Raw genomic sequence first — 26,403 nt, forward strand, 5'->3', positions numbered from 1 at the left:
CATGGCCTCGGCCCATCAGACCAATCTGCATCTGCACTATGTTCCGACGCCGGACGAGCCGGAGGTGCTGGTCGTCGGATCGGGCGGCGGCATGGTCGGGGTTTCGCGCATCCGCTGCGCGTCCGCCGGCGTCGGCCATTTCAGTCCGGCATCGGAAGACGCGTTCCTGGTCAGCCATCACCTCTCCAACTTCCAGTCCGACGTCTGGGTCGACGGCCGGCTGGTGGACAAGCCCGCCGACATCACCGGGCTGACCTCGATCCACGATTACCGCCGCAAGATCGACTGTCACATGCACACGGCCTTCGACACGCTGACCTTCCATCTGCCCCGCGCGGCGCTGGAGGCCGCCTGTTCCGACTCCCGCGGCGGTCGGCTGGCCGACCTGTCGATCCCGCCCAGCACGCCGATGAACGATCCGACGGTGCGGGCGCTGGCATCGGCCATCCTGCCGACGCTGGAGTTTCCGGAGCGGATCAGCCTGCTGTATGTGGACCATGTCTGCTCGGCGCTGGCGACCCACATCGTCACCGCCTATGGCCGGGTCAGCGAACCCAAGCCGGGAGGCACGCTGGCGCCCTGGCAGGAACGGCGGGTGAAGGAGATGATCGCCGCCAATCTGGACGGCGACATCCGGCTGGCCGACCTTGCCGCCGAATGCCGGCTGTCGGTGGGGCATTTCGTCCGCGCCTTCCGCCGCACCGCCAACACCACGCCCTACCAGTGGTTGCTGCACCAGCGGATCGACCATGCCAAGACGCTGATGCGCGACGGGTCGCAGACGCTGGCCGACGTGGCGCTGGCCTGCGGTTTCGCCGACCAGAGCCATTTCACCCGCACCTTCAGCCGGCTGGTCGGCATTTCGCCGCGCAGCTGGCGGCGGCGCAACGTGGGGGCCGACAGGCCGATGCCGGTGGGCGGATCGCCCTGTGCGCCGGCCGAACTTTCCCTTTGAAGCGAAATGATTCCCTCTCCCCCTGGAGGCGGGTTATCGCACATTGTGATAAACGCCCTCTCCCGGGGCGGGAGAGGGGGATGTTACCGATGCTGCGCTGGGGAAAGGCCGGTTCATGGAGTCCAGTCTGGACCATCTGACGGAGGCGGGATCCGGGACCCACGCGCTGGGCGGCGACGGAGAGACGCGGCTGCTGCGGGTGACGCGGCCGGGGCAACCCTTTCCCATCCTGGCGCGGATGGCCGATGCCGCTGCGCCGGCCGATGCGGTGCTCGCCCGGTTCCGGCGGGAGCATGAGCTGTCGCGGCGGCTCGACCCGGCCTGGGCGGTCAAGCCGCTCGACCTGCTGCGCCACGGCGCCGTGCCGGTGCTGACGCTTGCCGATCCCGGCGGGCAGCCGCTGTCGGCGCTGGCGGTCTCAACGCCGTCGCTGTCCGCCGAAACCTTCCGCCAGCGGCTGGCCCTGGCGATCCGCATCGCCGGGGCGGTGGCGCAGCTGCACCGCCGCGGGCTTCTGCACGGCGATCTGCGCCCCTTCAACCTGCTGGTGGCGGAGGACGGAGCGGTGCGCCTGACCGGTTTCGGCCGCGCCGCCGACCTGTCGGACCCGCAGCGCCAGGAGATCGAGCGGCCGGCGGCGCTGCTGCCCTATATGGCGCCGGAACAGTCGGGGCGGATGAACCGGCCGGTCGACCGCCGCAGCGACCTCTATGCGCTGGGCGTCACGCTCTACGAGCTGTTCACCGGGGAGCTGCCCTTCACCGCCCGCGACCCGATCGAGTGGGTGCACAGCCATCTCGCCCGCGCGCCGATCCCGCCGGCCAGCCACGCCCCCGACCTGCCGCCGGCCATCGGCGACATCCTGTTGCGGCTTCTCGCCAAGACGGCGGAGGAGCGCTACCAGAGCGCCGACGGCCTCGGCCGCGACCTCGCCGATGCCCTTCGGCTGTGGGACGCGCAAGGCGGCATTCCCGCCTTCGCGCCCGGCCGGCGCGACCTGCCGGAGGGGCTGGAGCCGCCGCCGTCGCTCTATGGGCGGGAGGAGCCGGTCGCCGCCCTCCAGGCCGCCTTCGACCGCGTCGCCGGCCGCGGCCGGATGGGGATCGTCCTGATTTCCGGCCGGTCGGGCGTGGGGAAGTCGGCGGTCGTCCATGCGCTGGAGGAGCAGCTGGTGCCGCCGCGCGGCCTGTTCGCCGCCGGCAAGTTCGACCAGGGCCGCCGCGACCTGCCCTATGCCAGCCTTGCGGAAGCCTTTCGCGGGCTGGTCACCCGCATCCTGGCGCTGCCGGTCCCCCACCGCGACCAGTGGTGCCGCGGACTGGCGGAGGCGGTGGGCGACGGCGGCGCGCTGATGACCGCGCTGATCCCCAACCTCGCCCTGCTGGTCGGCGAACAGCCGGCGGTGCCGCCGCTGCCGCCGCAGGAGGCGCAGAACCGCTTCGACCTGCTGTTCCGCCGGGTGCTCCAGCTGTTCGCCCGCGCCGACCATCCGCTGGTGCTGTTCCTCGACGATCTGCAATGGCTGGACCGGGCGACGCTGGACCTGCTGAACCGGCTGGTCGCCGACGGCGGCATCGGCCATCTGCTGCTGGTCGGCGCCTACCGCAGCGACGAGGTGGGGGCCGACCATCCGCTGAGCGCCCTGCTGGAGCGGATCAGGGGCTCGGCGTCCGAACCGGCAGGTGCGGAAATCGACTTTTGCGAGATCGCGCTGGGGCCGCTGTCCTCCGACGATCTGCGCCGGATGGTCGCCGACAGCCTGGACCGCAAGCCGGAGGAGGTGACGGGTCTGGCCGCATTGCTGGAGGAGCGGACCGGCGGCAACGCCTTCTTCGCCGTCCAGCTGCTGACCGCGCTGGAGCGCTCCGGCCGGCTGTGGTTCGACCGCGAGGCCCGGCGCTGGGACTGGGACCCGGCGGCGGTGGAGACGGCACGGTCGGGCGCCGGCATCGCCACGCTGATGACCGAGCGGCTGGGCGCCTTTCCCGCCCCGGCGCGCGACCTGCTGGCCCGGCTCGCCGCACTCGGCGCCGGCGCGCCGCTGGCCACCCTGGCGCTGGCCGCCGGCCTGACGGAGGCGGAGACCGGACGGGACCTGGAGCCGGTTTTGGCCGAAGGGCTGATCCTGAGGACCGACGACGGCTATCGCTTCCTCCATGACCGGGTGCAGGAGGGGGCCTATGCCCTGGTGCCGGCGGAGGGGCGCGGCAGGCTGCATCTCGACATCGCCCGCGCCCTGCACCGCGGATTCAAAGCCGACCTGTCGGGGGAGCGGCTGTTCGCCCTGGTCGGCCAGTATGACCGCTGCCTCTCCCTGATCCAGGACGGGCGCGAGCGGGAGGAGGTGGCGACGCTGCACCTCGCCGCCGGGCATCAGGCCAAGGCGGCCAGCGCCCACGGCTCCGCGCTGGCCTATGCCCTGGCGGGGTTGCGCCTGCTGGAGGGCGGCCAGTGGGAGCGGCGGAACCGGCTGGCCTTCGCGCTGGAGCATCTCCAGGCCGAGTGCGAGTTCCTGAGCGGCGACCTGCGGCGGGCGGAGCTGCGGCTTCAGGGTCTGGTCGGGCGGGCCGAATGTCCGGTCGACCGCGCCGCCATCACCGCGCTGCTGGTCACCGTCTACACCGCCATCGACCGCAGCGACCGCGCCATCGACGCCTGCCTCGCCTATCTGCGCGGCGCCGGGATCGACTGGCCGGCCCATCCGCCGGCAGCCCTGGCGCAGGAGGAATATGCGGCCCTGCGCGCGGCCATCGGCGGGCGGCCCGTCGCCTCGCTGGCGGGGCTACCGGCGGTGAGCGACCCGGACAGCCGGGCGACCATGGACGTGCTGGCCGCGGCGCTGCCGCCCGCCTTCTTCAGCGACCGCAACCTAGTCTGCCTGATCCTGTGCCGGATGGCGAACCTGACGCTCCGGCACGGGCGCAGCGACGCCTCCGCCCTGGGATTCGCCTATCTCGGCATGATGGCCGGGCCCTACTTCGGTGATTACGCCGCCGGCTACGCGTTCGGCCGGCTCGGCTACGATCTGGCGGAGCGGCAGGGGCGGAACCGCTACCGGGCGCGGGTGCTGATGACCTTCGCCTATCATGTCGTGCCCTGGACCCGCGACATCCGCAGCGAGCGCCCCCTGCTTCTGCGCGCGTTCGAGGAGGCGCGGGAGTCCGGCGACGTCACCTATGGCGGCTTCACCAGCGTGACGCTGGTCACCAGCATGCTGGCGTCGGGCGATCCGCTGGCGACGGTGCAGCGCACGGCGGAGGCGCGGCTCGCCTATGTGCGGCAGGTGAAGTTCGGGCTGTGCACCGACATCCTGACCACGCAGCTGCAATTCGTGCGCGCCCTGCGCGGGCGGACGGACGCATTGGGTTCCTTCGACGGGACGGGCTTCGACAACGCCGCCTTCGAGGCGCGGCTTCTGGCCAACCCCAGCCTGGACATCGCCACCTGCTGGCACTGGATCCGCACGCTGCAGCTCCGCTGCATCGCCGGCGAGATGGCGGCGGCGGTCGTAGCGGCCGAGCGGGCCGAAGGGCTGCTGTGGACCACGTCCGGCCATTGGGAGATGGCGGAGTTCCATTTCCATGCCGCCCTCGCCAGGGCAGGCGCAATGGATGGGGCGGAACCGGAGGAGCGCGCCCGTCACAACGTCGCGCTGTCCCGCCATCTGGGCCAGCTGCGCGAATGGGCCGGCCACAGCCCCGACAGCTTCGACGCGCGCCTGGCATTGGTGGTGGCGGAGGCGGCCCGCACCCAGGGGCGCACCGAGGACGCCATGCGCGGATATGACCTTGCGGTCCAGGCCGCCCGCCGCACCGCGCTGCCGCATGTGGAGGCGCTGGCCCAGGAATGCGCCGCGGCTTTCTACCGCCGCATGGGGTTGCCGACGCTGGAGCTGGCCTGCATCCGCGAGGCGGCGGACCGCTATGGCCGCTGGGGGGCGACGGCCAAGGTGCGGCAGCTTGCCCAGCGCTATCCGTCGCTTGCCCTGGAGCCGGGCGAGGCGGCGGTGCCGGAGGCGCCGCGCGGCTTCGACGGCGTCGATCTGGCCTCCCTGCTGGAGACGCTGCGCGCCGTCTCCGACCAGTCGGGGGTGGAGCAGCTGACCACCACCCTGCTGACCCTGGTGCTGGAACATGCCGGCGCCAGCCGCGGCCTGCTGATCCTCGCCCGCGGCGAGCGCCTGCGGGTGGAGGCGGAGGCGACCACCGGGCTTTACGGCGTGTCGGTCCGGCTGGTGCAGGAGGACGCCGACCGCTTCCCGCTGCCCCATGCCATCATCCACGGCGCCATCCGCGACCAGGAGGCGGTGATCGTCGACGACACCCGCGCCGCCGGCCCGTTGTCCGCCGACCCCTATTTCCACGAGACGGAGGCGCGGTCGATCCTGTGCCTGCCGCTGGTCCGCCGCCGCCGGGTGGTCGGGCTGCTGCATCTGGAGAATGCGCTGGCGACCTATGCCTTCACCCCGCAGCGGGTCAATGTGCTGACCCTGCTGGGCGCCCAGGCGGCGGCGTCGCTGGAGACGGCGACGCTGGAGGAGAAGGACGCGCTGCTGAAGGAAATCCACCACCGGGTGAAGAACAACCTGCAGCTCGTCACCAGCCTGCTGAACCTCCAGTCGCGCCGGATCGAGGACAAGGCGGTGGCCGCCCTGTTCGCCGACAGCCGCGACCGCGTGCGGTCGATGGCGCTGGTCCATGAAAGCCTCTATCGCCTCGGCAACTTCGCCCGCGTGCCGATGCGCGAACATCTGGAGTCGGTCTGCGCCCATCTGCTGCGCGCCTATTCCCGCCAGGCCGGGGCGGTGCGGCTGGAAACCGAGATGGACGACCTGAAGCTGGACCTCGACCGCGCGGTGCCCTGCGGGCTGATCGTCAACGAGTTGGTCTCCAACGCGCTGAAGCATGCCTATCCGGGCGGGCGGGGCGGGGTGCTGCGCGTGGTGCTGACGACGGACGGCCGGGACTGCCGGCTATCCGTTCGGGACGACGGCGTGGGCTTGCCCGAAGGTTGCGATCCCGATAGGATGGACTCGGTGGGCTTCCAGCTTGTATCGGACTTGAGCAGTCAGTTGCACGGAACTCTGAAATACAGCTCCAACACAGGCGCGGAATTCATCGTCACCTTTCCTTTGAAGGGGCGCAATCGGGGAAGTGAATGATCGCGGCACGCATCCTGATCGTCGAAGACGACCGCATCGTTGCACGCGATATTCAGCATCAACTCTCCCGCATGGGTCATGTGGTGGTCGGCATGTCGGCCAGCGGCGAGGATGCCGTCCGGCAGGCGTGCAGCCAGCAGCCCGACCTTGTCCTGATGGACATCCGGCTGGAAGGGGAGATGGACGGGATCGAGGCGGCGCGCCGGATCCGCGATGCCCACCGGATACCCATCGTCTTCCTGACCGCCTACGCCAATGACGAGGTGGTGCATCGCGCCAGCCTGACGGAGCCCTTCGGCTATCTGCTGAAGCCCTTCGAAGAGCCGCAGATGCGCACCGTCATCCAGATGGCGCTGTACAAGCATGCCAGCGACACCAAGCTGCGGCTCAGCGAGCGGCGCTATGCCGCCACGCTCGCCAGCATCCGCGACGGCGTCATCCTGAGCAACCGCGACGGCCTTGTCGATTTCATGAACCGGGCGGCGGAGACGATGACCGGCTGGACCGCCGCGGAAGCCGCCGGGCAGCCGCTGTCCGCCGTCTTCGTCGCGGTGGACGAGGAAACGCTGGAGCCGCTGGAGGATTTCTCCGCCGTCGTCCTGCGCAGCGGCGATTTCGCCCCGCCGGAACGCCAGTCCAGGCTGCTTCCCCGCGGCGGCGGGGAGCCGGCCGGAATCGTCGTCGAGGAGCGATGTTCCGCCATCATCGACGACCGCAACGAACCGGTCGGCTCGATCCTGGTGTTCCGCGACCTGACGCAGCGCCGCCGGATCGCCGAGGCGCTGCGGACGGCCCAGGCCGACCTTGCCCATATCGGCCGGCTCACCATGATGGGCGAGCTGGCCGCCGCGGTGGCGCATGAGGTCAACCAACCGCTGATGGCCATCGTCACCAATGCCGGCACCTGTCTGCAGCACCTGTCGCAACCGCAGCCCGACCTCGACAAGACCCGCGTGGTGGTGGAACGGATCGTGCGCGACGCCCAGCGGGCCGGCGACGTCGTCCGCAGCATCCGCGCGCTGGCCCGCCGCACTCCGGCCGATCCCGGCTGGGTCGACATCAGCGCGCTGGTCGCCGACACGCTGGAGCTGGTGCGGGCGGAGCTGCGCCGCGCCCGGGTCACCGTGGAAACCGACCTGCAGGCCGAACCGCCCTGGGTCCATGGCGACCGGGTGCAGTTGCAGCAGCTGGTCCTCAATCTGGTGATGAACGCCATCGAGGCGATGTCGGCGGAGGATCTGCCCGAACGGCGCCTGCGCATCGTCACCGGCAGCGCCGACGGCTGGTTCCGCGTCCGGGTGGAGGACAGCGGGCCGGGCCTCGGCGACACCGATGTCGACGCGATCTTCCGCGCGCTGTACACCACCAAGCCCGACGGGCTGGGCATGGGCCTGTCGATCAGCCGGTCGATCGTCGAGCTGCATGGCGGACGGCTGACCGCGACGCCCGGCGCGTCCGGCGGAAGCGTGTTCGAATTCGTGCTGCCCGTATCGCCCGGAGGCAAGTGATGGGGAGGAAGGCGGAAACCGTGGCGGCGGCCGAGACCGTCGTCATCATCGACGACGACGAAGCCGTCCGCGAAGCGCTGGAGGGGCTGCTCGATTCCGTCGGGCTGCAGGTGAGGAGCTACGGCTCGGTGCAGCAGTATGTCGATCAGGCTCCGGCCATCGACGTCGGCTGCATGGTGCTGGACGTGCGGCTGCCGGGGCGCAGCGGCCTGGATTTCCAGGCGGAGCTTGCGCGGTCGGGCAACAGCCTGCCGGTGATCTTCATCAGCGGCCATGCCGACGTGCCGATGTCGGTGCGCGCGATGAAGGCGGGGGCCTTCGAGTTCCTGACCAAGCCCGTCCATCACCAGGAACTGCTGGACGCCATCCACGCCGCCATCGCCGCCCATGGCGAGTGCCGCTGCCGGGAGCGCGGCATGAGCACGCAGCGCGCCCGCTTCGAAACCCTGACCGCGCGCGAACGCGAGATCACGCTGATGGTGGTGTCCGGCCTACGCAACAAGCAGATCGCCGACGATCTCGGTCTCAGCGAGGCGACGGTGAAGCTGCATCGCGGGCAGGCCATGCGCAAGATGGAGGCCCGCTCCGTCGTCGAACTGGTGCGCATGATCGACGGACTGACCGCGACTGCGGGCGGGCGGAGTTAATAAGCCGATAGAAATATTACTATTGGCGTATCGGTATGCTGGCGGATGGACGGGGCGGTGTCGGACGACGGAATCCTCCCAATGCGCCGCCCCCTCCTGCAACGATGAAGAATGCAGGCAGGCCGTTGTTGAACGAAGCTTTCAATCCGATTGTTGCCCCTCGATCAATCCGTATGACTGAGGCAAATACCGGAAACGAATCCGGGAATTACTTCTAACGCTTCTTTAATATTTCTCTCGTTTTTCCTGGATGCAATGGTTGCCCCAAGGGGCAGGCGCCGCAAAAGAAGAACAAGGCGCCGGCGGCAGGATTAAATCGGGGGTTGGGCATGACGATCAGGGCTTTGTCCCTTGCGGGGAAGACTGTGGCGCTTTGTGGTGGCGGGCTGCTATTGCTTGCTTTTGCCACATTCGGTGTCAATGAATTTCTGCTGACCAGCTATGCCGACCGGGTGGCGATGGAGCGGCAGGAAACCAACATGCGCGTCGCCTGGGACGTGCTGAACCAATATGGGCAGGCGTTCGAGGCGCGCGACGGCAAGCTTTACGCCGGCGACCGCGCGCTGAACGACTTCTTCGAGCCGGTGGACCGGGTCAAGCGGCTGGTCGGCGGCACCGCGACGCTGTTCATGGGCGATCGCCGCGTCGCCACCAACGTGCTGAAGCCGGACGGCAGCCGCGCGGTCGGCACGACGCTAGCGAAGGGGCCGGTTTATGACGCGGTGCTGGGGCGCGGCGTGCCCTATCGCGGGCAGGCCGACATCCTCGGCACGCGCTTCTACACCGCCTATGATCCGATCAAGGCGCCGGACGGCCGCGTGGTCGGCATCCTCTATGTCGGCATCGCGAAGGCGGAGTTCTTCGCGGCGATCCGCGACACCCAGACAATGATCGCAATCATCAGCGCTGTGGTGACCCTGCTGGTCGCCGCCGGCTGCCTGCTGCTGGCGCGGCGCATGTTCCGGCCGCTGTCGGGCATCCGCGTCGCGATGGAGGAGCTGGCGCGCGGCAACCTGTCGGTCGCCATCCCGGCGCTGGGCCGCAAGGACGAGATCGGCGGCATGGCGAAGGCGCTCGGCGTGTTCAAGGACAACGCGCTGGAGGTCGCCCAGCTGCACGAGGCCCAGGCGGCGGAGCGCGCCCGGTCGCTGCAGGAACGCCGCGCGGCGATGGAGGAGGTGGCGCGGTCCTTCGAAGGCTCGCTGCTGGGCGTCGTCGGCGTGCTCAGCGCCACCACGACGCAGCTGCAGGCCAACGCCCAGCGCCTGCACGACATCGCCGAGACCGGCAGCGTCCGCGCCCACACCGTCAGCAGCGCCGCCGGCGAGGCGAGCGACGACGTGCGCACCGTCGCCGGTGCGGCGGAGGAGCTGAGCAGCTCCATCGGCGAGGTCGGCCGGCAGGTGGAGGAGTCCGCCCGCATGGTCCGCAGCGCGGTGGAGGAGGTGACCCGCACCAACCACACGATGGACGGACTGGCCGCCGCCGCCGGCAAGATCGGCGAGGTGGTGACCCTGATCCAGGACATCGCCGGCCAGACCAACCTGCTGGCGCTGAACGCCACCATCGAGGCGGCCCGCGCCGGGGAGGCCGGCAAGGGCTTCGCGGTCGTCGCCAGCGAGGTCAAGACGCTCGCCAACCAGACGGCGAAGGCGACCGAGGACATCGCCCGGCAGGTGGCGGAAATCCAGGCTGTGACCGGTCATGCGGTCGACGCCATCGAGGGGATCGGCCGCACCGTGCTGTCGGTCAGCGAGCTTGTCGGCCGCATCGCCGTCTCCGCCGACCACCAGAGCGCCACCACCGCCGACATCGCCCAGTCGGTCCAGCGCGCCGCCGACCGCACGGCGGAGGTCACCCACAACATCGAGGAGGTCTCGCAGTCCGCGCACGAGACCGGGGTGATGGCGTCGGAGGTCCGCGCCGCCGCCGCCGACCTCGGCCGGCAGGCGCTGTCCCTGCGCGATCAGGCGGAGGAGTTCCTCCGCCATGTGCGGGCGGCCTGAGACCGAAGGCCGAGGATTGATGGACCGCCGGATCCGCCGTGGATCCGGCCCTCACTTGAACGCCAGCAGGATCACCCCGGCGGCGATCAGGACGACGCCCAGCCAGTTCGGCCCCGACAGCTTTTCGCCCAGGAACAGCACGCCGAACAGGGCGACCAGCACGACGCTGAGCTTGTCGACCGGGGCCACCTGGGACGCGGGGCCGAGCTTCAGCGCGCGGAAATAGCACAGCCAGGATGCCCCGGTGGCGAGGCCGGACAGCAGCAGGAACAGCCATGTCCTGCCCGACACCGCCGACGGCGCCAGCGATTGGCCGGACGCCACGACGATGCCGATCAGCATCACGAAGATGACGGCGGTGCGGATCAGCGTCGCCATGTCCGAATTGATGCCCTCGACGCCGACCTTGGCGAAGATGGCGGTCAGCGCCGCGAAGCAGGCCGACAACAGCGCCCACAGCATCCAGGACGGAAACAGGCCATCGGTCATTCTGTCGGCTCCCCTCAGCTTACCCATGCCCTGCGCCTCATGGGACGCGCACCCGGTCGATCTGCTCCGGGTCGGGGGTGCCGTTCGCCCGCAGCAGCACCGCCTCGCCCGATGCCGGGAAGATGCCGGTCAGAGCGGTGACGGTGACCTGATGGGTGACCAGCACCACCGGCTTGCCGTCGCGCGGCAGGTCGGCCAGGAACTGGCGCAGCTGGGTGGTCATGTCCTTCTCCTCCTCCTGCCGGCCGAAGAAGGAGTTGAGGGCCGGCATCTCCTTCACCGGGCCGAGGTCGAGCAGGCGGGCGGTCTCCAGGCAGCGGCACCATTGGCTGGACAGGACCCGCGCCTGATCGATGCCGAGCTGCCGCAGCCGCTCGCCGATCCGTGCCGCCTGGGCCCGGCCGCCGTCGCCGAGGTTGCGCTGGGTGGCGCAGTCGTCCAGCTTGAAATCGGGCGGATCGCCGGTGCCGGGCGCCTCCGCATGGCGCATCAGCACGACGAGGCCGGCCGTTTCCAGCGCAGCGGCGGGCGCCGCCGTCGGGGCTGCCGTCAGAACCGGCAGCAGGACGGCGGCGGTCAGGGCCAACAGGGTGCGGCGAAACAAGGTGGGCATTGGCATCTCCATTGGGGAGCGGCGCCCCGCCTCCTCTTGCCGGGAGGGCGGCCCACCCCATGTGTGCCGAGAATGCCCGACGAAAGGGAGAGCGTCATCATGGCCCGCAACCGCCTGCTCAACACCCGATCCCGTATCCTTGTTGCCGCCGGCTTCGCCGTCACGGCGACGGTCGCCCTGCCGGCGCTCGCCCACCATGGCTGGGGCGGCTATGACGCCGACAGGACGCTGACCCTCAGCGGCACCGTCGAGCAGTTCGCCTTCAGCAATCCGCACGCCATGCTGAACCTGCAGGCGGACGGCAAGCAGTGGCACGTGGTTCTGGCGCCGCCCAGCCGCATGACCGCGCGCGGACTGCCGGACGGCGCGATCAAGCCCGGCGGGACCGTCACCGTTGTCGGCTATGCCAGCAAGTCCGACGCGGCGGAATTGCGGGCGGAGCGCATCACGGTGGGCGGCCAGACGGTCGAGCTGCGCTGATGGACCACAGCCTTGGGCCGGTCGGCCCCGCCTGGCTGGTGGCGCTGGAGACCTCCGGTCTGGGCGACACGCTGCGCCAGTCGCTGTGGCTCTATCCGCTGGTCGAGGTGCTGCACATCCTGGGGCTGGCGCTGCTGGTCGGATCGATCGCCGCCTTCGACCTGCGGCTGATGGGACTGCATGCGGGTCTGCCGGCCGGGGCGCTGTCGCGGCTGCTGCTGCCGGTGGCGGTGGTCGGCTTCGTCCTGGTGGTGCCGACCGGCATCCTGCTGTTCATCAGCGAAGCGACGGCGCTGGCGCGCAATCCCGCCTTCCTGGTCAAGATGGGGCTGATGCTGGCGGCATTGGGCAACATCGCCCTGTTCCACCGGGGCGCCGGCAGGCGGATCGCCGGTTGGGGCGGGGGAGGGCGGCCACCGCCGGCCGCCCGCGTGGCCGGGGTGGTCTCCCTCCTGCTGTGGATCGCGGTTTTGGCGTCGGGACGGCTGATCGCCTACCTGTAGCCTCAGCCCTGTTCGACGAAGTCGGTGCTGCGGGTCACGCTTTCCCAGGCGTCGATTTCCGCGATCATGGCGTCGAGCTTGCCGCGGGCCCGGTTGAGCGCGTCGGAGCCCAGCAGCAGATGGAGCGGCGGGCTGTCGGAACGGACGGCGGCCAGGATGGCCTGCGCCGCGCGATCCGGGTCGCCGAGCTGGCGGCCGGCCATGCCGTCGAAGGCGGACGACATCCGCCCGACGCTGTCGGCGTAGGCCGCGTCCTCGGCAGCGCTCTTGCGGATCGAATGGGTCGACAGGAAGTCGGTGCGGAAGGCGCCGGGCGCGACGGCCGTCACTCTGATGCCGAGCGGGCCGACCTCCTGCGCAAGACTGGAGGACAATCCCTCCAGGGCGTGCTTGGCCGCCGCGTAGAGACCGGAACCGGCGCCGGGCGCCCGTCCGGCGATGGAGGTGACGTTCACGATGTGCCCTGTTCCCTGGGCGCGCAGGCGGGGCAGGGCGGCGCGGATGATGCGGAAGGGGGCGAACACGTCGACCGCGAACAGCCGGGCGACCTCGTCGTCGCTCGCCTGTTCGACCGCCCCCAGCAGGCCGTAGCCCGCATTGTTGACGATCACGTCGATGCGGCCGGCGAGCGCGAAGGCCTGGCCGACGGCGGCCTCGGCGGCATCGCCGTCGGCGAGATCGGCGGTCAGGACATGCAGGGTGCCGTGCCCGGCGGAGAGGTCCGGCCTGCCGCCGCGGACGGTGCCGATGACGGTGTCGCCCTGCGCAAGGGCCGCCTTGGCGAGTGCCAGCCCAAGGCCGCGCGAGATGCCGGTGATGAACCATGTGGTCATGGAAGTCTCCTTTCGCGGCCAGAGATACATCCGGTGGCGGGCTTACAGAATGACCGGATTTCTGATGAAACTTGTAAGCCTAGCTGAAAAGTGGTTTCCTTGCGGTATGGATCCCTTGCTCTCCGGCAGCGACTACAACCAGCTTCGCGCGTTCCTCGCCGTCGGCGAGACGCTGAGTTTCAGCCGCGCGGCGGAGCGGCTGGGCGTTTCCCCGTCGGCGCTCAGCCAGCTGGTGCGCGGGTTCGAGGAGCGGGTGGGAGTGCGGCTGCTCAACCGGACCACGCGCAGCGTCGCGCTGACCGACGCCGGCGAGAATCTGTTCCGGCGCGTCCAGCCGGCCGTCTCCGAACTCGGCGACGCCATCGGGCAGGTGCGCCGGTATCGCGAACGCCCGTCCGGCATCGTGCGCGTCCACAGTTTCCGCGCGGCGGCGGAACTCTACATCGAGCCGATGCTGGCGGATTTCGCCCGCGACTTTCCGGACGTCGTGCTGGACATCACACTGGACGACGCGGTGGTGGATCTGGTGGCCGGCGGCTTCGACGCGGCCATCCGGATCGGCGAAGTGATCGACCGCGACATGATCGCCGTGCGTCTCGGTCCGGACCTGCGGCAGATCGCCGTGGCGTCGCCCGACTATCTCGATCGTCATGGCCGGCCGGCTCATCCGCGCGATCTGGTCGGCCATCGCTGCATCCGCTGGCGCTGGCCGGGCCATGTGATGCCCTACGCCTGGGAGTTCTTCGGCAACGGTTCCTGGTTCGAGGTCGCGGTCGAGGGGCCGCTGATCTTCAACGACAAGGACATGGCGTTGCGTGCGACCCTGCGGGGAATCGGAATCGGCTTCTGCGTCGAGGATGCGGTGGCCGGCCATATCGCGGCGGGAGAGCTGGTTCCGCTGCTGGAGGACTGGTCCGCCGCCTTTCCCGGCCGGTTCCTGTGCTATCCGCGCCAACGGCAGATGGCCCCGGCCTTGCGGGCCTTCATCGACGCGGTTCGCGCGGTAGATTCCAAGGCGATCGGTTCCAGGGCGGGCGAGGATGTGGATGCCGGGCACGGCATGCAGGCCCGCGGCAAGGAGGAGTGATCCGGCAGCAGCCGGAACCGGATAGAGCCCGGTATCGCCGAAGGCTTACCGCCGTAACTGGGTACCACCGGCGAGGATCGCGATTGCGCCAGACGCATCGGTCGTTTGTGCCGGATTTTCGCCGGATGACGGCAGCGCGTGCCCGGGTGGGCGGGTGTATGTCTTTCGATCGTTGGAAATTTTCGTTCCACCGCTGATCTGTTGTGCAGTGCGACAGGGGCAGTGGTCGCAACGACTCCGGGATGATCGAAGCATGACCCCAAGCGAACGCCCGAAAACGGGGCGCCCAAGCGTCTTCCACACCAGCCGCCGCCGGTTCCTCGCCACCACCGCCATGGGGCTGGTGGCGCTGTCGGCTTCCGGCGCCCACGCGAAGATCCTGTTCGGCACCGGGCTGCCCTGGGATTCCGGCGCCATCGAGCCGCCGCGGCAGGTGCTGCCCGGCCCCTGGACCTTTTTCACCGCGCGCGAGGCGGAGATGGTGGAGGCCATCGCCGAGCGGCTGATCCCCGCCGACGACCTCAGCGTCAGCGGCAAGGACGCCGGCTGCGCCGTGTTCATCGACCGGCAGCTGTCCGGCCATTACGGCAGCTCCGAACGGCTCTACATGAAGGGTCCGTTCCAGCAGGGCCTGCCGACCCAGGGCGACCAGAGCGGCCTGACCCCGGCGGTGAGATACCGCCAGGGGTTGAAGGCGCTGGACGAGCACTGCCGCCGGACCATGGGGGGCAAGAGCTTCACCGAGCTGTCGCCGGAGCAGAAGGACCAGCTCCTGACCGCGATGGAGAAAGACGAGGTGAAGTTCGATGGACCGGTCAGCGCCGTCAGCTTCTTCGGCCAGATCCTGAAGAACACCATGGAGGGGTTCTTCGCCGATCCCGTCTATGGCGGCAACCGCGACATGGTCAGCTGGAAGATGATCGGCTTTCCCGGCACCCGCTACGACTATCGGGACCATGTGCTGAAGCACAATCAGAAATATACGCTGCCGCCGGTGTCGATCGGCGGGCGCAGCGACTGGGCCAGGAAGGGCTGAGGAATGGCGCGCAAACTTCCCCGCAAGGATGTGGTGGTCATCGGGCTGGGCTGGACCGGCTCGATCATCGCGAACGAGCTGTGCGACGAGGGGCTGGACGTGGTGGCGCTGGAGCGCGGCCCCTGGCGCGACACCGCCACCGACTTCAACATCGGCTATGCCCCGGACGAGCTGCGCTACAACGTCCGACAGGAACTGATGCTGCGCCCGGCGCAGGAGACGGTCACCGCCCGCAACAATGCCGGCCAGACGGCGCTGCCGATGCGGCAGTTCGGCTCCTTCCATCCCGGCAACGGCGTCGGCGGCGCCGGCGTGCATTGGGCCGGCATCACCTGGCGCTTCTCGCCGGCCGACTTCCGGCTGCGGTCCCATTATACCGAGCGCTATGGTGCCCAGAGCATACCGGAGGACATGACCATCCAGGACTGGGGCGTGACCTATGAGGACATGGAGCCCTATTACGACAAGTTCGAGTATCTGGCCGGCGTGTCGGGCAAGGCCGGCAACCTGAACGGCCGGATGCAGGAGGGCGGCAATCCCTTCGAGGGCGCGCGTGCCCGCGAGTACCCCAACCCGCCGATGATGCAGACTTACGGCCCCACCCTGTTCGCGGAGACGGCGGCCAATATGGGCTACAAGCCCTTTCCGATCCCGTCCTCGCTGCTGTCGCGCACCTACACCAACCCGCTGGGCGTGACGATGGGGCAATGCACCTTCTGCGGCTTCTGCACCAATTACGGCTGTGCCAACTATTCGAAGGCGAGCGCGCAGACCACGGTGCTGCCGGTGCTGATGCGCAAGTCCAACTTCGAACTCCGCACCCTGTGCGAGGTGTTGAAGGTCAATCTCGATCCCAGCGGCAGGAAGGCAACCGGCGTCACCTACATCGACACCTCGGGCAACGAGTACGAACAGCCGGCCGATCTGGTGGTGCTCTGCGCCTTCATGCTGGACAATGTGCGGCTGATGCTGCTGTCCGGCATCGGCACGCCCTACGACCACCAAACCGGGAAGGGGACGCTGGGGCGGAATTTCTGCTACCAGATGGCCAATCAGGTCGTCGGCTTCTTCGATCCCGCCAAATACAACTTCAACAACTTCATCGGCGGCGGCGCCACCGGCATGGCGATCGACGAATTCAACAACGACAATTTCGACCATGGGCCGCTGGGCTTCCTCGGCGGCGGCAGCACGCGCTGCGCGCCCATCGGGGCGGAGCCGATCAGCAGGCGGCCGACCCCGCCGGGCAGTCCGACCTGGGGATCGGGCTGGAAGAAGGCGATGCGCGACAGCTATCTCAGCAATCTCAGCGTCGGCTGCGAGGCCAGCAGCTATGCCAACCGCGGCAATTTCCTGGACCTCGACCCCACCTACACCGACCGGCTCGGCCGGCCGCTGATGCGCATCACCTTCGACTTCCCCGAGAACGACCTGAAGATGTCGGCCTACGTCACCAAGAAGGTGGCGGAGATCGTTCGCGCCATGGGGGCGCAGCAGATCGACGAGAACCCGCGTACCGGCCACTGGTCGGTGGTGCCCTACCAGTCAACCCATGTGGTCGGCGGCACGGCGATGGGGATGGACCCCTCCACCAGCGTGGTCAACCCGTACCTGCAGAGCTGGGACGTGCCGAACGTCTTCACCGTCGGGGCCAACGTGTTCCCGCAGAATTCCGGCTACAACCCGACCGGAACGGTGGGGGCGCTGGCCTTCCGCGCGGCGGACGCGATCCGCAGCCGCTACCTGAAATCCCCCGGCCCGCTGGTGCACGCATGACCCGGAACCGTCTCGCCATCGCCGCCGCCGCCCTGCTGGTCTCGGCGGCGGTGCCGGCCATCCTCGCCGTGCCGGCGCGCGCCGACGACCAGGATTTCTCTCTGATCGAGCGCGGGCGCTATGTCGCCACCGCCGCCGACTGCGTCGCCTGCCACAGCGTGCCGGGCGGCAAGCCCTATGCCGGCGGAACGGCGCTGCAGACCCCCTTCGGCACGCTGGTCGCCCCCAACATCACGCCGGACCGCGAGACCGGGATCGGCAACTGGACCGAGGAGGATTTGCGCAGCACGCTGCGCGACGGCATCGGCCGCGGCGGCAAGCGGCTCTATCCCGCCATGCCCTATCCGGCCTATACGCGGATGACCGATGACGACATCCACGCGCTGTGGGCCTACCTGCGCACGCTGCCGCCGGTGAGCAACGCGGTCGAGGCCAACCAGCTGCCGTTCCCCTTCAACATCCGCCTGCTGATGGCGGGGTGGAACCTGCTGAACTTCGAGCCGGAGCGCTTCAAGCCCGACCCGCAGAAGTCGGCGGAGTGGAACCGCGGCGCCTATCTGGTGCAGGCGCTGGGCCATTGCGGCACCTGCCACACGCCGAAGACCATGCTGGGCGCCGACGACACCGACCGCGCCCTGCAGGGCGCCAACCTCCAGGCCTGGTACGCGCCGTCGATCACGTCCGATTCACGCCAGGGCATCGGCGGCTGGACGGCCGACCAGCTCGTCGCCTATCTGAAGACGGGGGTGAACCACCAGTCGCTGGCCTCCGGCCCGATGGCGGAGGAGATCCAGAACTCCAGCTCCAAGATGACCGACGCCGACCTGAACGCCATCGCCACCTATCTGCTGGACCGGAAGCCGCCGGAGCGGACGGCGCCGACGGCGCTGGCGGCGGACGATGCGCGGATGAAGACAGGCGGGGCGGTCTACACCGACAGCTGCATGGCCTGCCATGGCGGCGACGGCAAGGGCCAGACCTTCCTGTTTCCGACGCTGGCCGACAGCGGGGTGGTGCAGGCCGACGACCCGACGACGCTGATCCGGCTGGTGCTGGACGGCTCCCGCGCGGTGGCGACCGGCGCCCGGCCGACCGGCCCGGCGATGCCGCCGCTGGGCTGGCGGCTGAACGACGCCGATGTGGCGGCGGTCGTCACCTATATCCGCAACAGCTGGAGCAACGCCGCGCCGCCGGTCGGCGCCGACGAGGTGGCGAAGGTGCGGAAGGCCCTGGCGCAGGCGGACTGACGACGGCCGCGGGGTCCGCTAGCGGAACTTGAAGGGCAGGCGGACCCCCATGGCGGCCGTGTTGAAGCCGGCGGACATGAAGGCGTTGTTCATGTACTCCATGCCCTTCAGCCGATTGATGACATAGCTGTCCTTCCTGTCGACCTGCGCGAGCGACCAGCCGCTGAACCAGGGCTGCACGGTCCCCAGCGCGATGGCCGCCGGTTGGATCAGGGCATCGAACATGTTCGGGGCCGGGGTGTTGCCCAGCGCGGCGTTCAGGGTGGCGCTTCGCTTTCCCCACCAGCTCTTGCGGCCGATGTAATAGGCGGACGCGGTGGCGATGGTGGCGGCGGCGGCCTTGGTCGTGTTGGTGACGCCGTCCGATTCCAGGTTCATCGGTCCCCAATGGCCGTCGCCCTTGCTCGTGTCCTGGTCGAGCAGCCATTCCTGGATGACCTTCACCTTCGCCTTCGACGGCGACTGCTTGAACTGCTCCAGGCAGGTCAGGAACACCGCCTCGGCGGCGCCGCCGCTGACGGCCGCCCACATCAGCACCATCGGGCGCTCGTTCAGGCTGAGCGTGGCGTTCAGAAGTCTGTTGAAGTCGTACGACACCTGCATCACCTCGGGGCATGTCAGCGGGGGCCTGCGCCGCCGACGCGGCGACCGGGACCGGCGGGCCGGACGACATACGCTAGCGTGGCAATGGAGGGCGGGCCATGACCGGGCGTCCAATTTTCCTTGACCCAGAGTCCGCCGTTTCCGCGGTCAGGCGCGAAGCCGGCGCAGCCACTCCGGAAATTCGCCGCCGATGCCGCCGGCGGCGTTCATCTGAGCCGGACCCGTCGCGGCACCGGGGTGGAGCCCGGCGCGCATCTCGGAGGGGGAGCAGCCGAAGGCGCGGCGGAAGGCCCGGCTGAAATGCGCCTCGCTGGAAAAGCCGCAGGCGAAGGCGATCTCGCCGATGCGCCGCCGCTCGGCCGGATCGCAGAGATGCTCGCGGATGCGCAGCAGGCGGCGCTCCAGTATATAGCGGTTGACGCCGTGGTGCGGCTCGAACAGCGTGTAGAGCGCCGACCGCGACAGGCCGAGCGCCCGGCACAGCTGGTCGGGGGACAGGTCCGGGTTCGTCAGGTTGGCGTCGATGTGGCGCCGCGCCTGCATGATCAGGGTGGCGGCCACCTGCGGCTGCGCCTGGACCAGCGCGTCATGGCTGGGCGCCAGACAGGCGGTGACCATGTCGCGGATGACGCGCACGATCTGCGGCGCCTCCTCCACCGTCGCCGCCGGCACGGCCTGGGCCAAAGTCCGCATATGGTCGGCCAGCAGCCGCCCCATGATGCCGCCGAGGCGCGTGCCATGCAGCGCGTCGGCGCGGGGCAGCATGCCGGTCATGACGTCGCGGGGGATGATGATGCAGGCGCCGTCCAGCCGCATCGGCGGCAGCGCCAGCGGCTGGCCCATGTCCTTGACCAGGATTTCGTCAGCCCGGTTGCCGGCGGCGCCGGACCGGTCCAGGCGGATGATGAAATGGTCCATGTGGTCGGACCGGATCTTCGCGGGCGAGCGGTGGTAGGCCAGCGCATCGACATCCATGGTGCCGACGATCAGCGGTCCCAGATGGGCGCTGGTCGCCGTGCCGGCGAAGCGGCGGCTGGCATCCTCGTCCAGCGGCGCGATCTCGTAGACCGAGGTCATGGCGTCCCGCCACGCGCCGAACCGCTCCTTCCTTGGAAGAAAGCCGGTGGAGAAGCGGCGGAACGGAACGGTCTGCGCGGCCAACAGGAAATCCCGCGTATAATTCGTATACGACTTTATTTCCTGAGGGGCGGTCCGCGGTCAATAGGGTTGCGAAAATGGGGGAAGGGCCGGCGCCCTTGAGGACGCCGGCCGGACAGGGTGGGGAGGGCCGGAACCGCCCGATCAGCGGTCGCCCAGATCGTGTTCGATCTCGGTCACCAGCCGTTCGGCGCATGTCAACGCCTGCCGGCGGTCGTCGTCGCTCATCCCCTGCATCGGGTCGGACTGGGCCGGGAACGACTCCGACCGGCAGAGCCGGCGGCCCGAGGCGCAGACCATCACTTCGTATTGGCGGCTGTCCTCGTTGAACAGGCACTCGGACTCGAAGCCCTTGGCATCGGTTTCGGTCCACATGATCGTCTTGCTCATCGTCCGGCTCCTTTTGGTCTTGGGTCGGCGTGGTTGATTTATTTGGCGGTCGCCATGGCGACCGCGGTGTCGGCCATCCGGTTGGAGAAGCCCCACTCGTTATCGTACCATGCCATGACGCGAACGAAATTGCCGTCCACAACCTTCGTCTCCTTGCTGGCGAAGGTCGAGCTGTGCGGGTCGTGGTTGAAGTCCGACGACACCAGATCCTCGTCATAGGCAGCCAGGATGCCCTTCAGCGGGCCGTTGGCGGCCTCACCGATCGCCTTGACGATCTCTTCCACCGAGGTGGCGCGCTTGGCGGTGAACTTGAAGTCGACGACCGAGACGTTCGGGGTCGGGACGCGCATGGCGGTGCCGTCCAGCTTGCCCTTCAGCTCCGGCAGCACCTTGCCGACGGCCTTGGCGGCGCCGGTGGAGGTCGGGATCATGTTCAGGGCCGCGGCGCGGGCGCGGTGCAGGTCCTTGTGGTTGGTGTCGACGATCCGCTGGTCACCCGTGTAGGAGTGGATCGTGGTCATGAAGCCCTTCTCGATGCCCACCAGGTTGTGGAGGACATGCGCGACCGGGGCCAGGCAGTTGGTGGTGCACGACGCGTTGGAGACGATCTTGTGCTCGGCGGTCAGCTTGTCGTGGTTGACGCCGTAGACGACGGTGATGTCCTCGTCGGTGGCCGGAGCGGAGATCAGCACCTTCTCGGCGCCGGCTTCCAGATGCTTGGCGGCGTCGGCGCGCTTGGTGAAGATGCCCGAGCATTCCATGGCGATCTGGACGCCCAGATCCTTCCACGGCAGCTTGGCCGGGTCACGCTCCTGCACGACCTTGATGGAGTGGCCGTTGACGATCAGCACACCGTCGCCCGTTTCGATGGTGCCGGGGAAGCGGCCGTGGACGCTGTCGTACTTCAGCAGGTGCGCGTTGGCCTTCAGATCGGCGAGGTCGTTGATCGCCACGACCTCCACGTCCTTGCGGCCGCTCTCGTAGATGGCGCGCAGAACCAGACGGCCGATGCGGCCAAAACCGTTGATCGCTACCCGTACAGCCATGATGTGCTCCTGTCGTTCGGTTGCGGTCTCGTGCCGATTTGCGGGCGGAGACTCCTGTCAACCAGGGAAAGCGGGGTTCGACCCGCAAAGATTGCAATGTTCGTTCAGGCTGAGACGGCGCGCGGCGACATCGCATCCAGCCATGCCGGCAGGGCGTCGCGGGTGGTCAGCTCGCTGAAGCGGTCCTCCACCCCGGCAGCGGCCAGCGCCGCGATGGTGTCGTCGCCGGCCGCCACCGACCGCAGGCCGGCGTCGCGGGTGCGCCGGGCGATGAACCACGCCAGCGCGTCGGTGCCGCCGTCGAAGGGGGCGATCTCGCAGACGCCGAGCGGGCCGGTCCAGACGACCGTCCGGGCGGCTTCGACGCAGGCGGTCAGCCGCGCCGCCGTCGCCGGGCCGATGTCGAGGACCATGTCCTCCGGCCCGATGGCGGCGCAGGAAACGATGCGGTCCTCCGCCCCCTTGCGCGCCTCGGTCGCCACCACCACGTCGACCGGCAGCAGCAATTCGCAGCCGCAGGCCTTCGCCCGGTCCAGCAGCCTGCGCGCCTCGTCGAGCAGGTCATAATCGCACAGCGAGGCGCCCATGTCGGTGCCGGTCGCCGCCAGGACGCTGTTGGCGATGCCGCCGCCCAGCGCCAGCACGTCGGCCCGCGTCACCAACCGGATCAGCAGGTCCAGCTTGGCCGCCAGGTTCACACCGCCGACGATGGCGCAGACCCCGTTGCCGGGCCGTCCCGCCTTGCCGGCCGGAGCCCTGCCTTCCGTATCGCGGCCACCCGTGATCAGGCGAAGCCGGCCGGTCAGGTGCGGAGCCGGGCTGCCTTTGGCATCGGTCGTAAGCATGATGCCTGTCCTTTCCTTCAAACCAGTCACGTCGTCGGTGCCGCCCGTCGCGGGGGGAGGGGGGATGCAGCCCGCCGGGTTTCGCGGTGCCGGGTTTCGCGGTAGAGGATCAGCAGTCCGCTGCCGATCACCACCGTGGCGCCGATCACCACATGCGGGGCCGGGACGTCGCCCCACACCAGCCAGCCGAGGACCGACGCATAGATCAGGCTGGCGTAGCTGAAGGGGCCGACCACCACCGCCCGCGCCAGCGCATAGGCCCGCGTGCTGAAATACTGCGCGCCGCCGCCGGCGATCCCCATCGCCGCCATCAGCGCCAGCGCATGCCCGTCCGGCGTGGTCCAGCCGAAGGGCAGGGCCAGCGCGCTGAGCAGGGTGGAGATCACGGTGAAATAGAAGACCGTGGTCACCGGCCGTTCCGTGCGGCCCAGCTGGCGCATGGCGATCATCGCCAGGGCGTAGCAGACCGCGGCCACCAGCGCGACCGGCGCCCCGCGGTCGAGCATGCCGGCGCCGGGCTGCACCATGATCAGCACGCCGATGAAGCCGACCACCACCGCCCCCCAGCGGAAGGCGCCGACCCTCTCCCCCAGCAGCGGGACCGACAGCGCCGTCAGGAACAGCGGGGCGGAGTAGGAGATTGCCACGGCATTGGCCAGCGGCATCAGGTGATAGGCCCAGAACAGCAGCACCATTGACGCCAGACCGATTACCGCCCGCCACAGATGCCCCTGCCAATGGTCGGTGTGCAGGCAGCTCCGCCCGCCCGCCGCGGCGACCATGGCGACCGCCGGCAGCAGGGCGAACAGGTTGCGGAAGAAGGTGACCTCGCCCAGCGGATAGCTCTCCGCCAGCAGCTTGGCCAGCGCGTTCATGACGGTCATCAGGACCATCGCCAGCAGCATCGACAGGATGCCGAGCCGGACGTTTTCCGGCTGTTTGGCGGCGGGGGAGGTGGGAGGGTGGTTCATGGTGATTTGTCCTGCCCGGGTAGATCTCCCTCTCCCGTCCCGGGAGAGGGAAGGGGCCCACCGCGAAGCGGTGGGAAGGGTGAGGGGTGATCCAAGGAACCATGCGGCTCGGGATTCTTGCCCTGCCCCTCACCCTCCCCGCCTTCGGCGGGTCCCCTCCCTCTCCCGGGGCGGGAGAGGGCCTTCACGCCGCCCGGCTCAATTGCTGCGCGGCGATGACGCCCAGCGTATGGCGGGCGATCATCCGTTCCTCGTCGGTCGGGATGATGAACACCGGCACGCGGCTCTCCTGGGCGGAGATGCGGGTCGCCTTGGCGCGGTTGGCCGCCGGGTCGATGGAAACACCGAGCCAGGACAGCTTCTCCGCCACCCGCGCCCGCACCAGGGTGGAGTTCTCGCCGACACCGGCGGTGAAGACCACGGCGTCGAGCCCGCCCATCGAACCGGCCAGCGCCGCCACCTGCTTGGCGACATTGTGGCAGAACAGCTCCACCGCCTCGGCGGCGGCCGGCAGGTCGGAGTTCTCCAGGTCGCGCATGTCGTTGGAGAGGCCCGACACGCCCAGCATGCCCGATTTGTGGTAGAGCAGCTTTTCCAGCTCGTCGGCGCCGTAGCCCTTCTCGCGCATCAGGTAGATCAGCACGCCGGGATCGATGGCGCCCGGCCGGGTGCCCATCGGCACGCCGTCCAGCGCGGTGAAGCCCATGGTGGTGTCGACGCTGTGCCCGGCGCGCATGGCGCACAGGCTGGCGCCGCTGCCGAGATGGCAGACCACCACATGCGCGCTCGCCAGTTCCGGCGCCACCTGGGGCAGGCGGTGGGCGATGTACTCGTAGCTGAGGCCGTGGAAGCCGTAGCGGCGGATGCCTTCCACCGTCAGCTCGCGCGGGATGGCGAAGGTCTGCGACTGCCAGGGCTGGGTCTGGTGGAAGGCGGTGTCGAAGCAGGCGACCTGCGGCAGCGACGGGTAGACCTGGGCCAGCGCCCGCATCGCGGCGATGTTGTGCGGCTCGTGCAGGGGGGCGAGCGGGATCAGCTCCTCCAACTGGTCGAGCACGGTCGGGGTGACGCGCACGGGCGCCGAGAAGCGGGTGCCGCCATGGACGACGCGATGACCGGCGGCCACCAGCGTGGCGCCCTTCAGCGTGTCGCCGATCCAGTCGAGGAGATGGTGAAGCAGCTCCGGACGGCCTGGATTCTCACCGGCGGCCCAGCTGTGGTCGGCGATCTTGTGGCGGGCGGCGTCCTTCGCCTCGAAACGGGGGGCGGTGCCGATGCCGGAGATCTGGCCGGTGACGACCGGTTCGATCTCGGCGGCGCTGCCGCCCTGGAAGACGCAGAATTTGAGGCTGGAGGAGCCCGCGTTGATGACGAGGCAGGCGTCCTCGCTGGAGTTCGACAGTGCAGCCATGACGGTAACGTCCTATTCGGCGGCCAGCGCGAGCTTGGGCTGGCGGTGAGCGGCGGCGACCAGCGAGGCGACGGCGCAGGAGGCGAGCCGGGCCCGCACATTGTCGGCGCGGCTGGTGAGGATGACGGGGACCTTGGCGCCCAGCACGATGCCGGCGAGGTCGGCATTCGCCAGGAAGGACAGCTGCTTGACCAGCATGTTGCCGGCCTCCAGATCGGGGGCGAGCAGGATGTCCGGCTGGCCGGCGACGGGAGAAGTGATGCCCTTGGTGCGCGCCGCCTCGGCGGAGATGGCGTTGTCGAAGGCCAGCGGGCCGTCGAGGATGCCGCCGGTGATCTGGCCGCGGTCGGCCATCTTGCACAGCGCTGCGGCTTCCAGCGTGGTGTTGATCTTCGGGTTGATCGTCTCGACCGCCGACAGGATGGCGACGCGCGGGGTGGCGACGCCCAGCACCTTGGCAAGGTCGATGGCGTTCTGGACGATGTGGACCTTGTCCTCCAGCGTGGGATAGATGTTGATCGCCGCGTCGGTGATCAGCAGCGTCTTGGAGTAGGTCGGCACATTCATCAGGAAGACGTGGCTGATGCGGCTGGCGGTGCGCAGGCCGGTCTCCTTCTTCACCACCTCGCCCATCAGCTCGTCGGTGTGCAGGCTGCCCTTCATCACCGCCTCGGCCTCGCCGGTGCGGGCCAGCGCCACGGCGGCCGCCGCGGCGGCGCGGCTGTGGGCGGCGTCGACGATGCGGTAGCGGGCGATGTCGAGGCCGCCCGCCGCGGCGACCTTGCGGATGAGGGCTTCGGGGCCGACCAGGATCGGCTCGATCAGCCCGGCCTCGGCGGCTTCGACGGCACCCTGGAGGGAGCTGGCGTCGCAGGGATAGGCGACGGCGGTGACGACCGGCGGCAGCTCGTCGCATTTGGCGAGCAGGGCGTCGTGCTTGTCGTGGCGGATCATCTGGATCTGAGGCAGCTCATGCGCCGGGCGGGCGACCTTCTGGGTCGGGGCGACCACCTCGGCGGTGCCGAGCACGACGATCTCGCCATCCTGGTTGGTGCAGACGCAGTCGAAGACGACGACGTTCCTGGCCGGGCGCTTCTCGATCACGGTGACGGTGGCGGTGACGATGTCGCCCAAGCCCACCGGACGGCGGAACTGCAGGCTCTGGCCGGCATAGAGTGAGCCGGCGCCCGGCAGATAGGTGCCCAGCACGCCGGAAATCAGCGACCCCGACCACATGCCCGGACCGATCACCTTCTGGAACCGGCTGTCGGCGGCGAATTTGGGGTCGAGATGGGCCGGGTTGATGTTGCCCGACACCGTGGCGAACAGCTCCACATCCATCAGGGTGAGCTGGCGCGACAGGCTGGCCGACTGGCCGATCTGGATTTCGTCGAAGGTCACATTCTCGACCACGGCGCAGGCGCCATTGCCGGAAGCTTCACCACTGGCACGCATTTTTGAACACTCCGGTTGACCGGGTCGAGCGAGCGGCCCGTTTTTACGGTCCGATGGGGCGTCGTCGGGAAGGGACGGAAAGGGGACCGTCCGGTGTTTCATCCGAGGGCGTCGCCCGTTTTGCGCCGGCATTCCGCGCCGCGCCGGGAACCGTAGATATATTAATATATTAACTGTGCATCG

The 26,403-nt window shown here is 69.3% G+C and carries 22 protein-coding genes; 11 read left to right on the forward strand and 11 right to left on the reverse strand.

The window, feature by feature from the left end; genetic code table 11:
• The first annotated feature begins 1 nt into the window (after position 1).
• From B9N97_RS03035 to B9N97_RS03055, 5 genes are all read left to right on the forward strand, one after another.
• Entirely contained in the window at positions 2-955 is a 954-nt protein-coding gene (locus B9N97_RS03035; protein ID WP_085083139.1) for an AraC family transcriptional regulator, read from the forward strand.
• 115 nt (positions 956-1,070) lie between these two features.
• The gene (locus tag B9N97_RS03040; protein ID WP_085083141.1) at positions 1,071-6,116 is read left to right on the forward strand and encodes an AAA family ATPase; all 5,046 of its coding nucleotides are present in this window, start codon (positions 1,071-1,073) and stop codon (positions 6,114-6,116) included.
• Positions 6,113-7,624, forward strand: a complete 1,512-nt coding sequence (locus B9N97_RS03045) for a response regulator (protein WP_085083143.1) — start codon at positions 6,113-6,115, stop codon at positions 7,622-7,624. Before B9N97_RS03040 ends, B9N97_RS03045 begins: the two co-directional genes overlap by 4 nt.
• A complete protein-coding gene (locus B9N97_RS03050; RefSeq protein ID WP_085083145.1) occupies positions 7,624-8,271 on the forward strand; it encodes a response regulator transcription factor in 648 nt (215 codons plus the stop codon). The genes B9N97_RS03045 and B9N97_RS03050 overlap by 1 nt, the downstream gene beginning before the upstream one ends.
• A gap of 392 nt (positions 8,272-8,663) precedes the next feature.
• Complete coding sequence (locus B9N97_RS03055) at positions 8,664-10,277, forward strand: methyl-accepting chemotaxis protein (protein WP_244560520.1); 1,614 nt, start codon at positions 8,664-8,666, stop codon at positions 10,275-10,277.
• A gap of 51 nt (positions 10,278-10,328) precedes the next feature.
• On the opposite strand, the gene B9N97_RS03060 is transcribed toward B9N97_RS03055, so the two are convergent.
• Together B9N97_RS03060 and B9N97_RS03065 are read right to left on the reverse strand one after the other, a co-directional pair.
• Positions 10,329-10,766 (reverse strand): EamA family transporter, encoded by a 438-nt coding sequence (locus tag B9N97_RS03060; protein WP_085083149.1) that lies wholly within the window; start codon positions 10,764-10,766, stop codon positions 10,329-10,331.
• Between the two features lie 37 nt (positions 10,767-10,803).
• On the reverse strand, positions 10,804-11,379 hold the full coding sequence (locus B9N97_RS03065) for a histidine phosphatase family protein (RefSeq protein ID WP_085083151.1): 576 nt from the start codon (positions 11,377-11,379) through the stop codon (positions 10,804-10,806).
• Between the two features lie 72 nt (positions 11,380-11,451).
• Between B9N97_RS03065 and B9N97_RS03070 the strand changes: the two genes are divergently transcribed.
• Together B9N97_RS03070 and B9N97_RS03075 are read left to right on the forward strand one after the other, a co-directional pair.
• Positions 11,452-11,859, forward strand: a complete 408-nt coding sequence (locus B9N97_RS03070; RefSeq protein ID WP_244560521.1) for a DUF6152 family protein — start codon at positions 11,452-11,454, stop codon at positions 11,857-11,859.
• On the forward strand, positions 11,859-12,362 hold the full coding sequence (locus tag B9N97_RS03075) for a DUF6644 family protein (protein WP_085083153.1): 504 nt from the start codon (positions 11,859-11,861) through the stop codon (positions 12,360-12,362). The genes B9N97_RS03070 and B9N97_RS03075 overlap by 1 nt, the downstream gene beginning before the upstream one ends.
• Positions 12,363-12,364: 2 nt before the next feature.
• Here the strand turns inward: B9N97_RS03075 and B9N97_RS03080 are convergent, their stop codons facing one another.
• The gene (locus B9N97_RS03080) at positions 12,365-13,195 is read right to left on the reverse strand and encodes an SDR family NAD(P)-dependent oxidoreductase (RefSeq protein WP_085083155.1); all 831 of its coding nucleotides are present in this window, start codon (positions 13,193-13,195) and stop codon (positions 12,365-12,367) included.
• Between the two features lie 106 nt (positions 13,196-13,301).
• Between B9N97_RS03080 and B9N97_RS03085 the strand changes: the two genes are divergently transcribed.
• The 4 genes from B9N97_RS03085 (at position 13,302) to B9N97_RS03100 (ending at position 18,341) form a co-directional block, all read left to right on the forward strand.
• Positions 13,302-14,282: a LysR family transcriptional regulator gene (locus B9N97_RS03085; RefSeq protein ID WP_085083158.1), complete on the forward strand. Its 981-nt coding sequence runs from the start codon at positions 13,302-13,304 to the stop codon at positions 14,280-14,282.
• A gap of 253 nt (positions 14,283-14,535) precedes the next feature.
• Positions 14,536-15,318, forward strand: a complete 783-nt coding sequence (locus B9N97_RS03090; protein ID WP_085083160.1) for a gluconate 2-dehydrogenase subunit 3 family protein — start codon at positions 14,536-14,538, stop codon at positions 15,316-15,318.
• A gap of 3 nt (positions 15,319-15,321) precedes the next feature.
• Positions 15,322-17,094 (forward strand): GMC family oxidoreductase, encoded by a 1,773-nt coding sequence (locus tag B9N97_RS03095; protein ID WP_085083162.1) that lies wholly within the window; start codon positions 15,322-15,324, stop codon positions 17,092-17,094.
• The gene (locus tag B9N97_RS03100) at positions 17,091-18,341 is read left to right on the forward strand and encodes a cytochrome c (protein ID WP_085083164.1); all 1,251 of its coding nucleotides are present in this window, start codon (positions 17,091-17,093) and stop codon (positions 18,339-18,341) included. The genes B9N97_RS03095 and B9N97_RS03100 overlap by 4 nt, the downstream gene beginning before the upstream one ends.
• 18 nt (positions 18,342-18,359) lie before the next feature.
• On the opposite strand, the gene B9N97_RS03105 is transcribed toward B9N97_RS03100, so the two are convergent.
• The 8 genes from B9N97_RS03105 to B9N97_RS03140 all read right to left on the reverse strand — a co-directional run bounded on the left by B9N97_RS03105 (position 18,360) and on the right by B9N97_RS03140 (position 26,220).
• Positions 18,360-18,938, reverse strand: coding sequence for a hypothetical protein (locus tag B9N97_RS03105; RefSeq protein WP_143266325.1), 579 nt, complete (start codon positions 18,936-18,938; stop codon positions 18,360-18,362).
• 153 nt (positions 18,939-19,091) lie between these two features.
• A complete protein-coding gene (locus B9N97_RS03110) occupies positions 19,092-20,105 on the reverse strand; it encodes a helix-turn-helix domain-containing protein (RefSeq protein WP_085083169.1) in 1,014 nt (337 codons plus the stop codon).
• Positions 20,106-20,246: 141 nt separating this feature from the next.
• Positions 20,247-20,492 carry a hypothetical protein gene (locus B9N97_RS03115; RefSeq protein ID WP_085083171.1) on the reverse strand — a complete coding sequence of 82 codons (246 nt, stop codon included), beginning with the start codon at positions 20,490-20,492 and terminating at the stop codon, positions 20,247-20,249.
• Positions 20,493-20,530: 38 nt separating this feature from the next.
• Entirely contained in the window at positions 20,531-21,538 is a 1,008-nt protein-coding gene (gene gap / locus B9N97_RS03120) for a type I glyceraldehyde-3-phosphate dehydrogenase (protein ID WP_085083173.1), read from the reverse strand.
• A gap of 104 nt (positions 21,539-21,642) precedes the next feature.
• Positions 21,643-22,383: a phosphoglycerate kinase gene (gene pgk / locus B9N97_RS03125; RefSeq protein ID WP_085083175.1), complete on the reverse strand. Its 741-nt coding sequence runs from the start codon at positions 22,381-22,383 to the stop codon at positions 21,643-21,645.
• Positions 22,384-22,409: 26 nt separating this feature from the next.
• Entirely contained in the window at positions 22,410-23,354 is a 945-nt protein-coding gene (locus tag B9N97_RS03130; RefSeq protein ID WP_085083177.1) for a DMT family transporter, read from the reverse strand.
• 184 nt (positions 23,355-23,538) lie between these two features.
• The gene (locus B9N97_RS03135; protein WP_085083178.1) at positions 23,539-24,765 is read right to left on the reverse strand and encodes an acetate/propionate family kinase; all 1,227 of its coding nucleotides are present in this window, start codon (positions 24,763-24,765) and stop codon (positions 23,539-23,541) included.
• Positions 24,766-24,777: 12 nt separating this feature from the next.
• On the reverse strand, positions 24,778-26,220 hold the full coding sequence (locus B9N97_RS03140) for a bifunctional enoyl-CoA hydratase/phosphate acetyltransferase (RefSeq protein ID WP_085083180.1): 1,443 nt from the start codon (positions 26,218-26,220) through the stop codon (positions 24,778-24,780).
• Positions 26,221-26,403: the final 183 nt, after the last annotated feature.

It is taken from the genome of Azospirillum oryzae, from assembly GCF_900177515.1.
GTDB classification, from domain to species: domain Bacteria; phylum Pseudomonadota; class Alphaproteobacteria; order Azospirillales; family Azospirillaceae; genus Azospirillum; species Azospirillum oryzae_A.

Bases quoted from the DNA above. Each gene is read 5' to 3' on its own strand.
- B9N97_RS03100 (WP_085083164.1), top strand. From the start codon at position 17,091: ATGACCCGGAACCGTCTCGCCATCGCCGCCGCCGCCCTGCTGGTCTCG.
- B9N97_RS03060 (WP_085083149.1), bottom strand. From the start codon at position 10,766: ATGACCGATGGCCTGTTTCCGTCCTGGATGCTGTGGGCGCTGTTGTCG.
- B9N97_RS03070 (WP_244560521.1), top strand. From the start codon at position 11,452: ATGCCCGACGAAAGGGAGAGCGTCATCATGGCCCGCAACCGCCTGCTC.
- B9N97_RS03045 (WP_085083143.1), top strand. From the start codon at position 6,113: ATGATCGCGGCACGCATCCTGATCGTCGAAGACGACCGCATCGTTGCA.
- B9N97_RS03135 (WP_085083178.1), bottom strand. From the start codon at position 24,765: ATGGCTGCACTGTCGAACTCCAGCGAGGACGCCTGCCTCGTCATCAAC.
- B9N97_RS03065 (WP_085083151.1), bottom strand. From the start codon at position 11,379: ATGCCCACCTTGTTTCGCCGCACCCTGTTGGCCCTGACCGCCGCCGTC.
- B9N97_RS03085 (WP_085083158.1), top strand. From the start codon at position 13,302: ATGGATCCCTTGCTCTCCGGCAGCGACTACAACCAGCTTCGCGCGTTC.
- B9N97_RS03075 (WP_085083153.1), top strand. From the start codon at position 11,859: ATGGACCACAGCCTTGGGCCGGTCGGCCCCGCCTGGCTGGTGGCGCTG.
- B9N97_RS03095 (WP_085083162.1), top strand. From the start codon at position 15,322: ATGGCGCGCAAACTTCCCCGCAAGGATGTGGTGGTCATCGGGCTGGGC.
- B9N97_RS03090 (WP_085083160.1), top strand. From the start codon at position 14,536: ATGACCCCAAGCGAACGCCCGAAAACGGGGCGCCCAAGCGTCTTCCAC.
- pgk (WP_085083175.1), bottom strand. From the start codon at position 22,383: ATGCTTACGACCGATGCCAAAGGCAGCCCGGCTCCGCACCTGACCGGC.
- B9N97_RS03115 (WP_085083171.1), bottom strand. From the start codon at position 20,492: ATGAGCAAGACGATCATGTGGACCGAAACCGATGCCAAGGGCTTCGAG.
- B9N97_RS03080 (WP_085083155.1), bottom strand. From the start codon at position 13,195: ATGACCACATGGTTCATCACCGGCATCTCGCGCGGCCTTGGGCTGGCA.
- B9N97_RS03035 (WP_085083139.1), top strand. From the start codon at position 2: ATGGCCTCGGCCCATCAGACCAATCTGCATCTGCACTATGTTCCGACG.
- B9N97_RS03130 (WP_085083177.1), bottom strand. From the start codon at position 23,354: ATGAACCACCCTCCCACCTCCCCCGCCGCCAAACAGCCGGAAAACGTC.
- B9N97_RS03140 (WP_085083180.1), bottom strand. From the start codon at position 26,220: ATGCGTGCCAGTGGTGAAGCTTCCGGCAATGGCGCCTGCGCCGTGGTC.
- B9N97_RS03050 (WP_085083145.1), top strand. From the start codon at position 7,624: ATGGGGAGGAAGGCGGAAACCGTGGCGGCGGCCGAGACCGTCGTCATC.
- gap (WP_085083173.1), bottom strand. From the start codon at position 21,538: ATGGCTGTACGGGTAGCGATCAACGGTTTTGGCCGCATCGGCCGTCTG.
- B9N97_RS03040 (WP_085083141.1), top strand. From the start codon at position 1,071: ATGGAGTCCAGTCTGGACCATCTGACGGAGGCGGGATCCGGGACCCAC.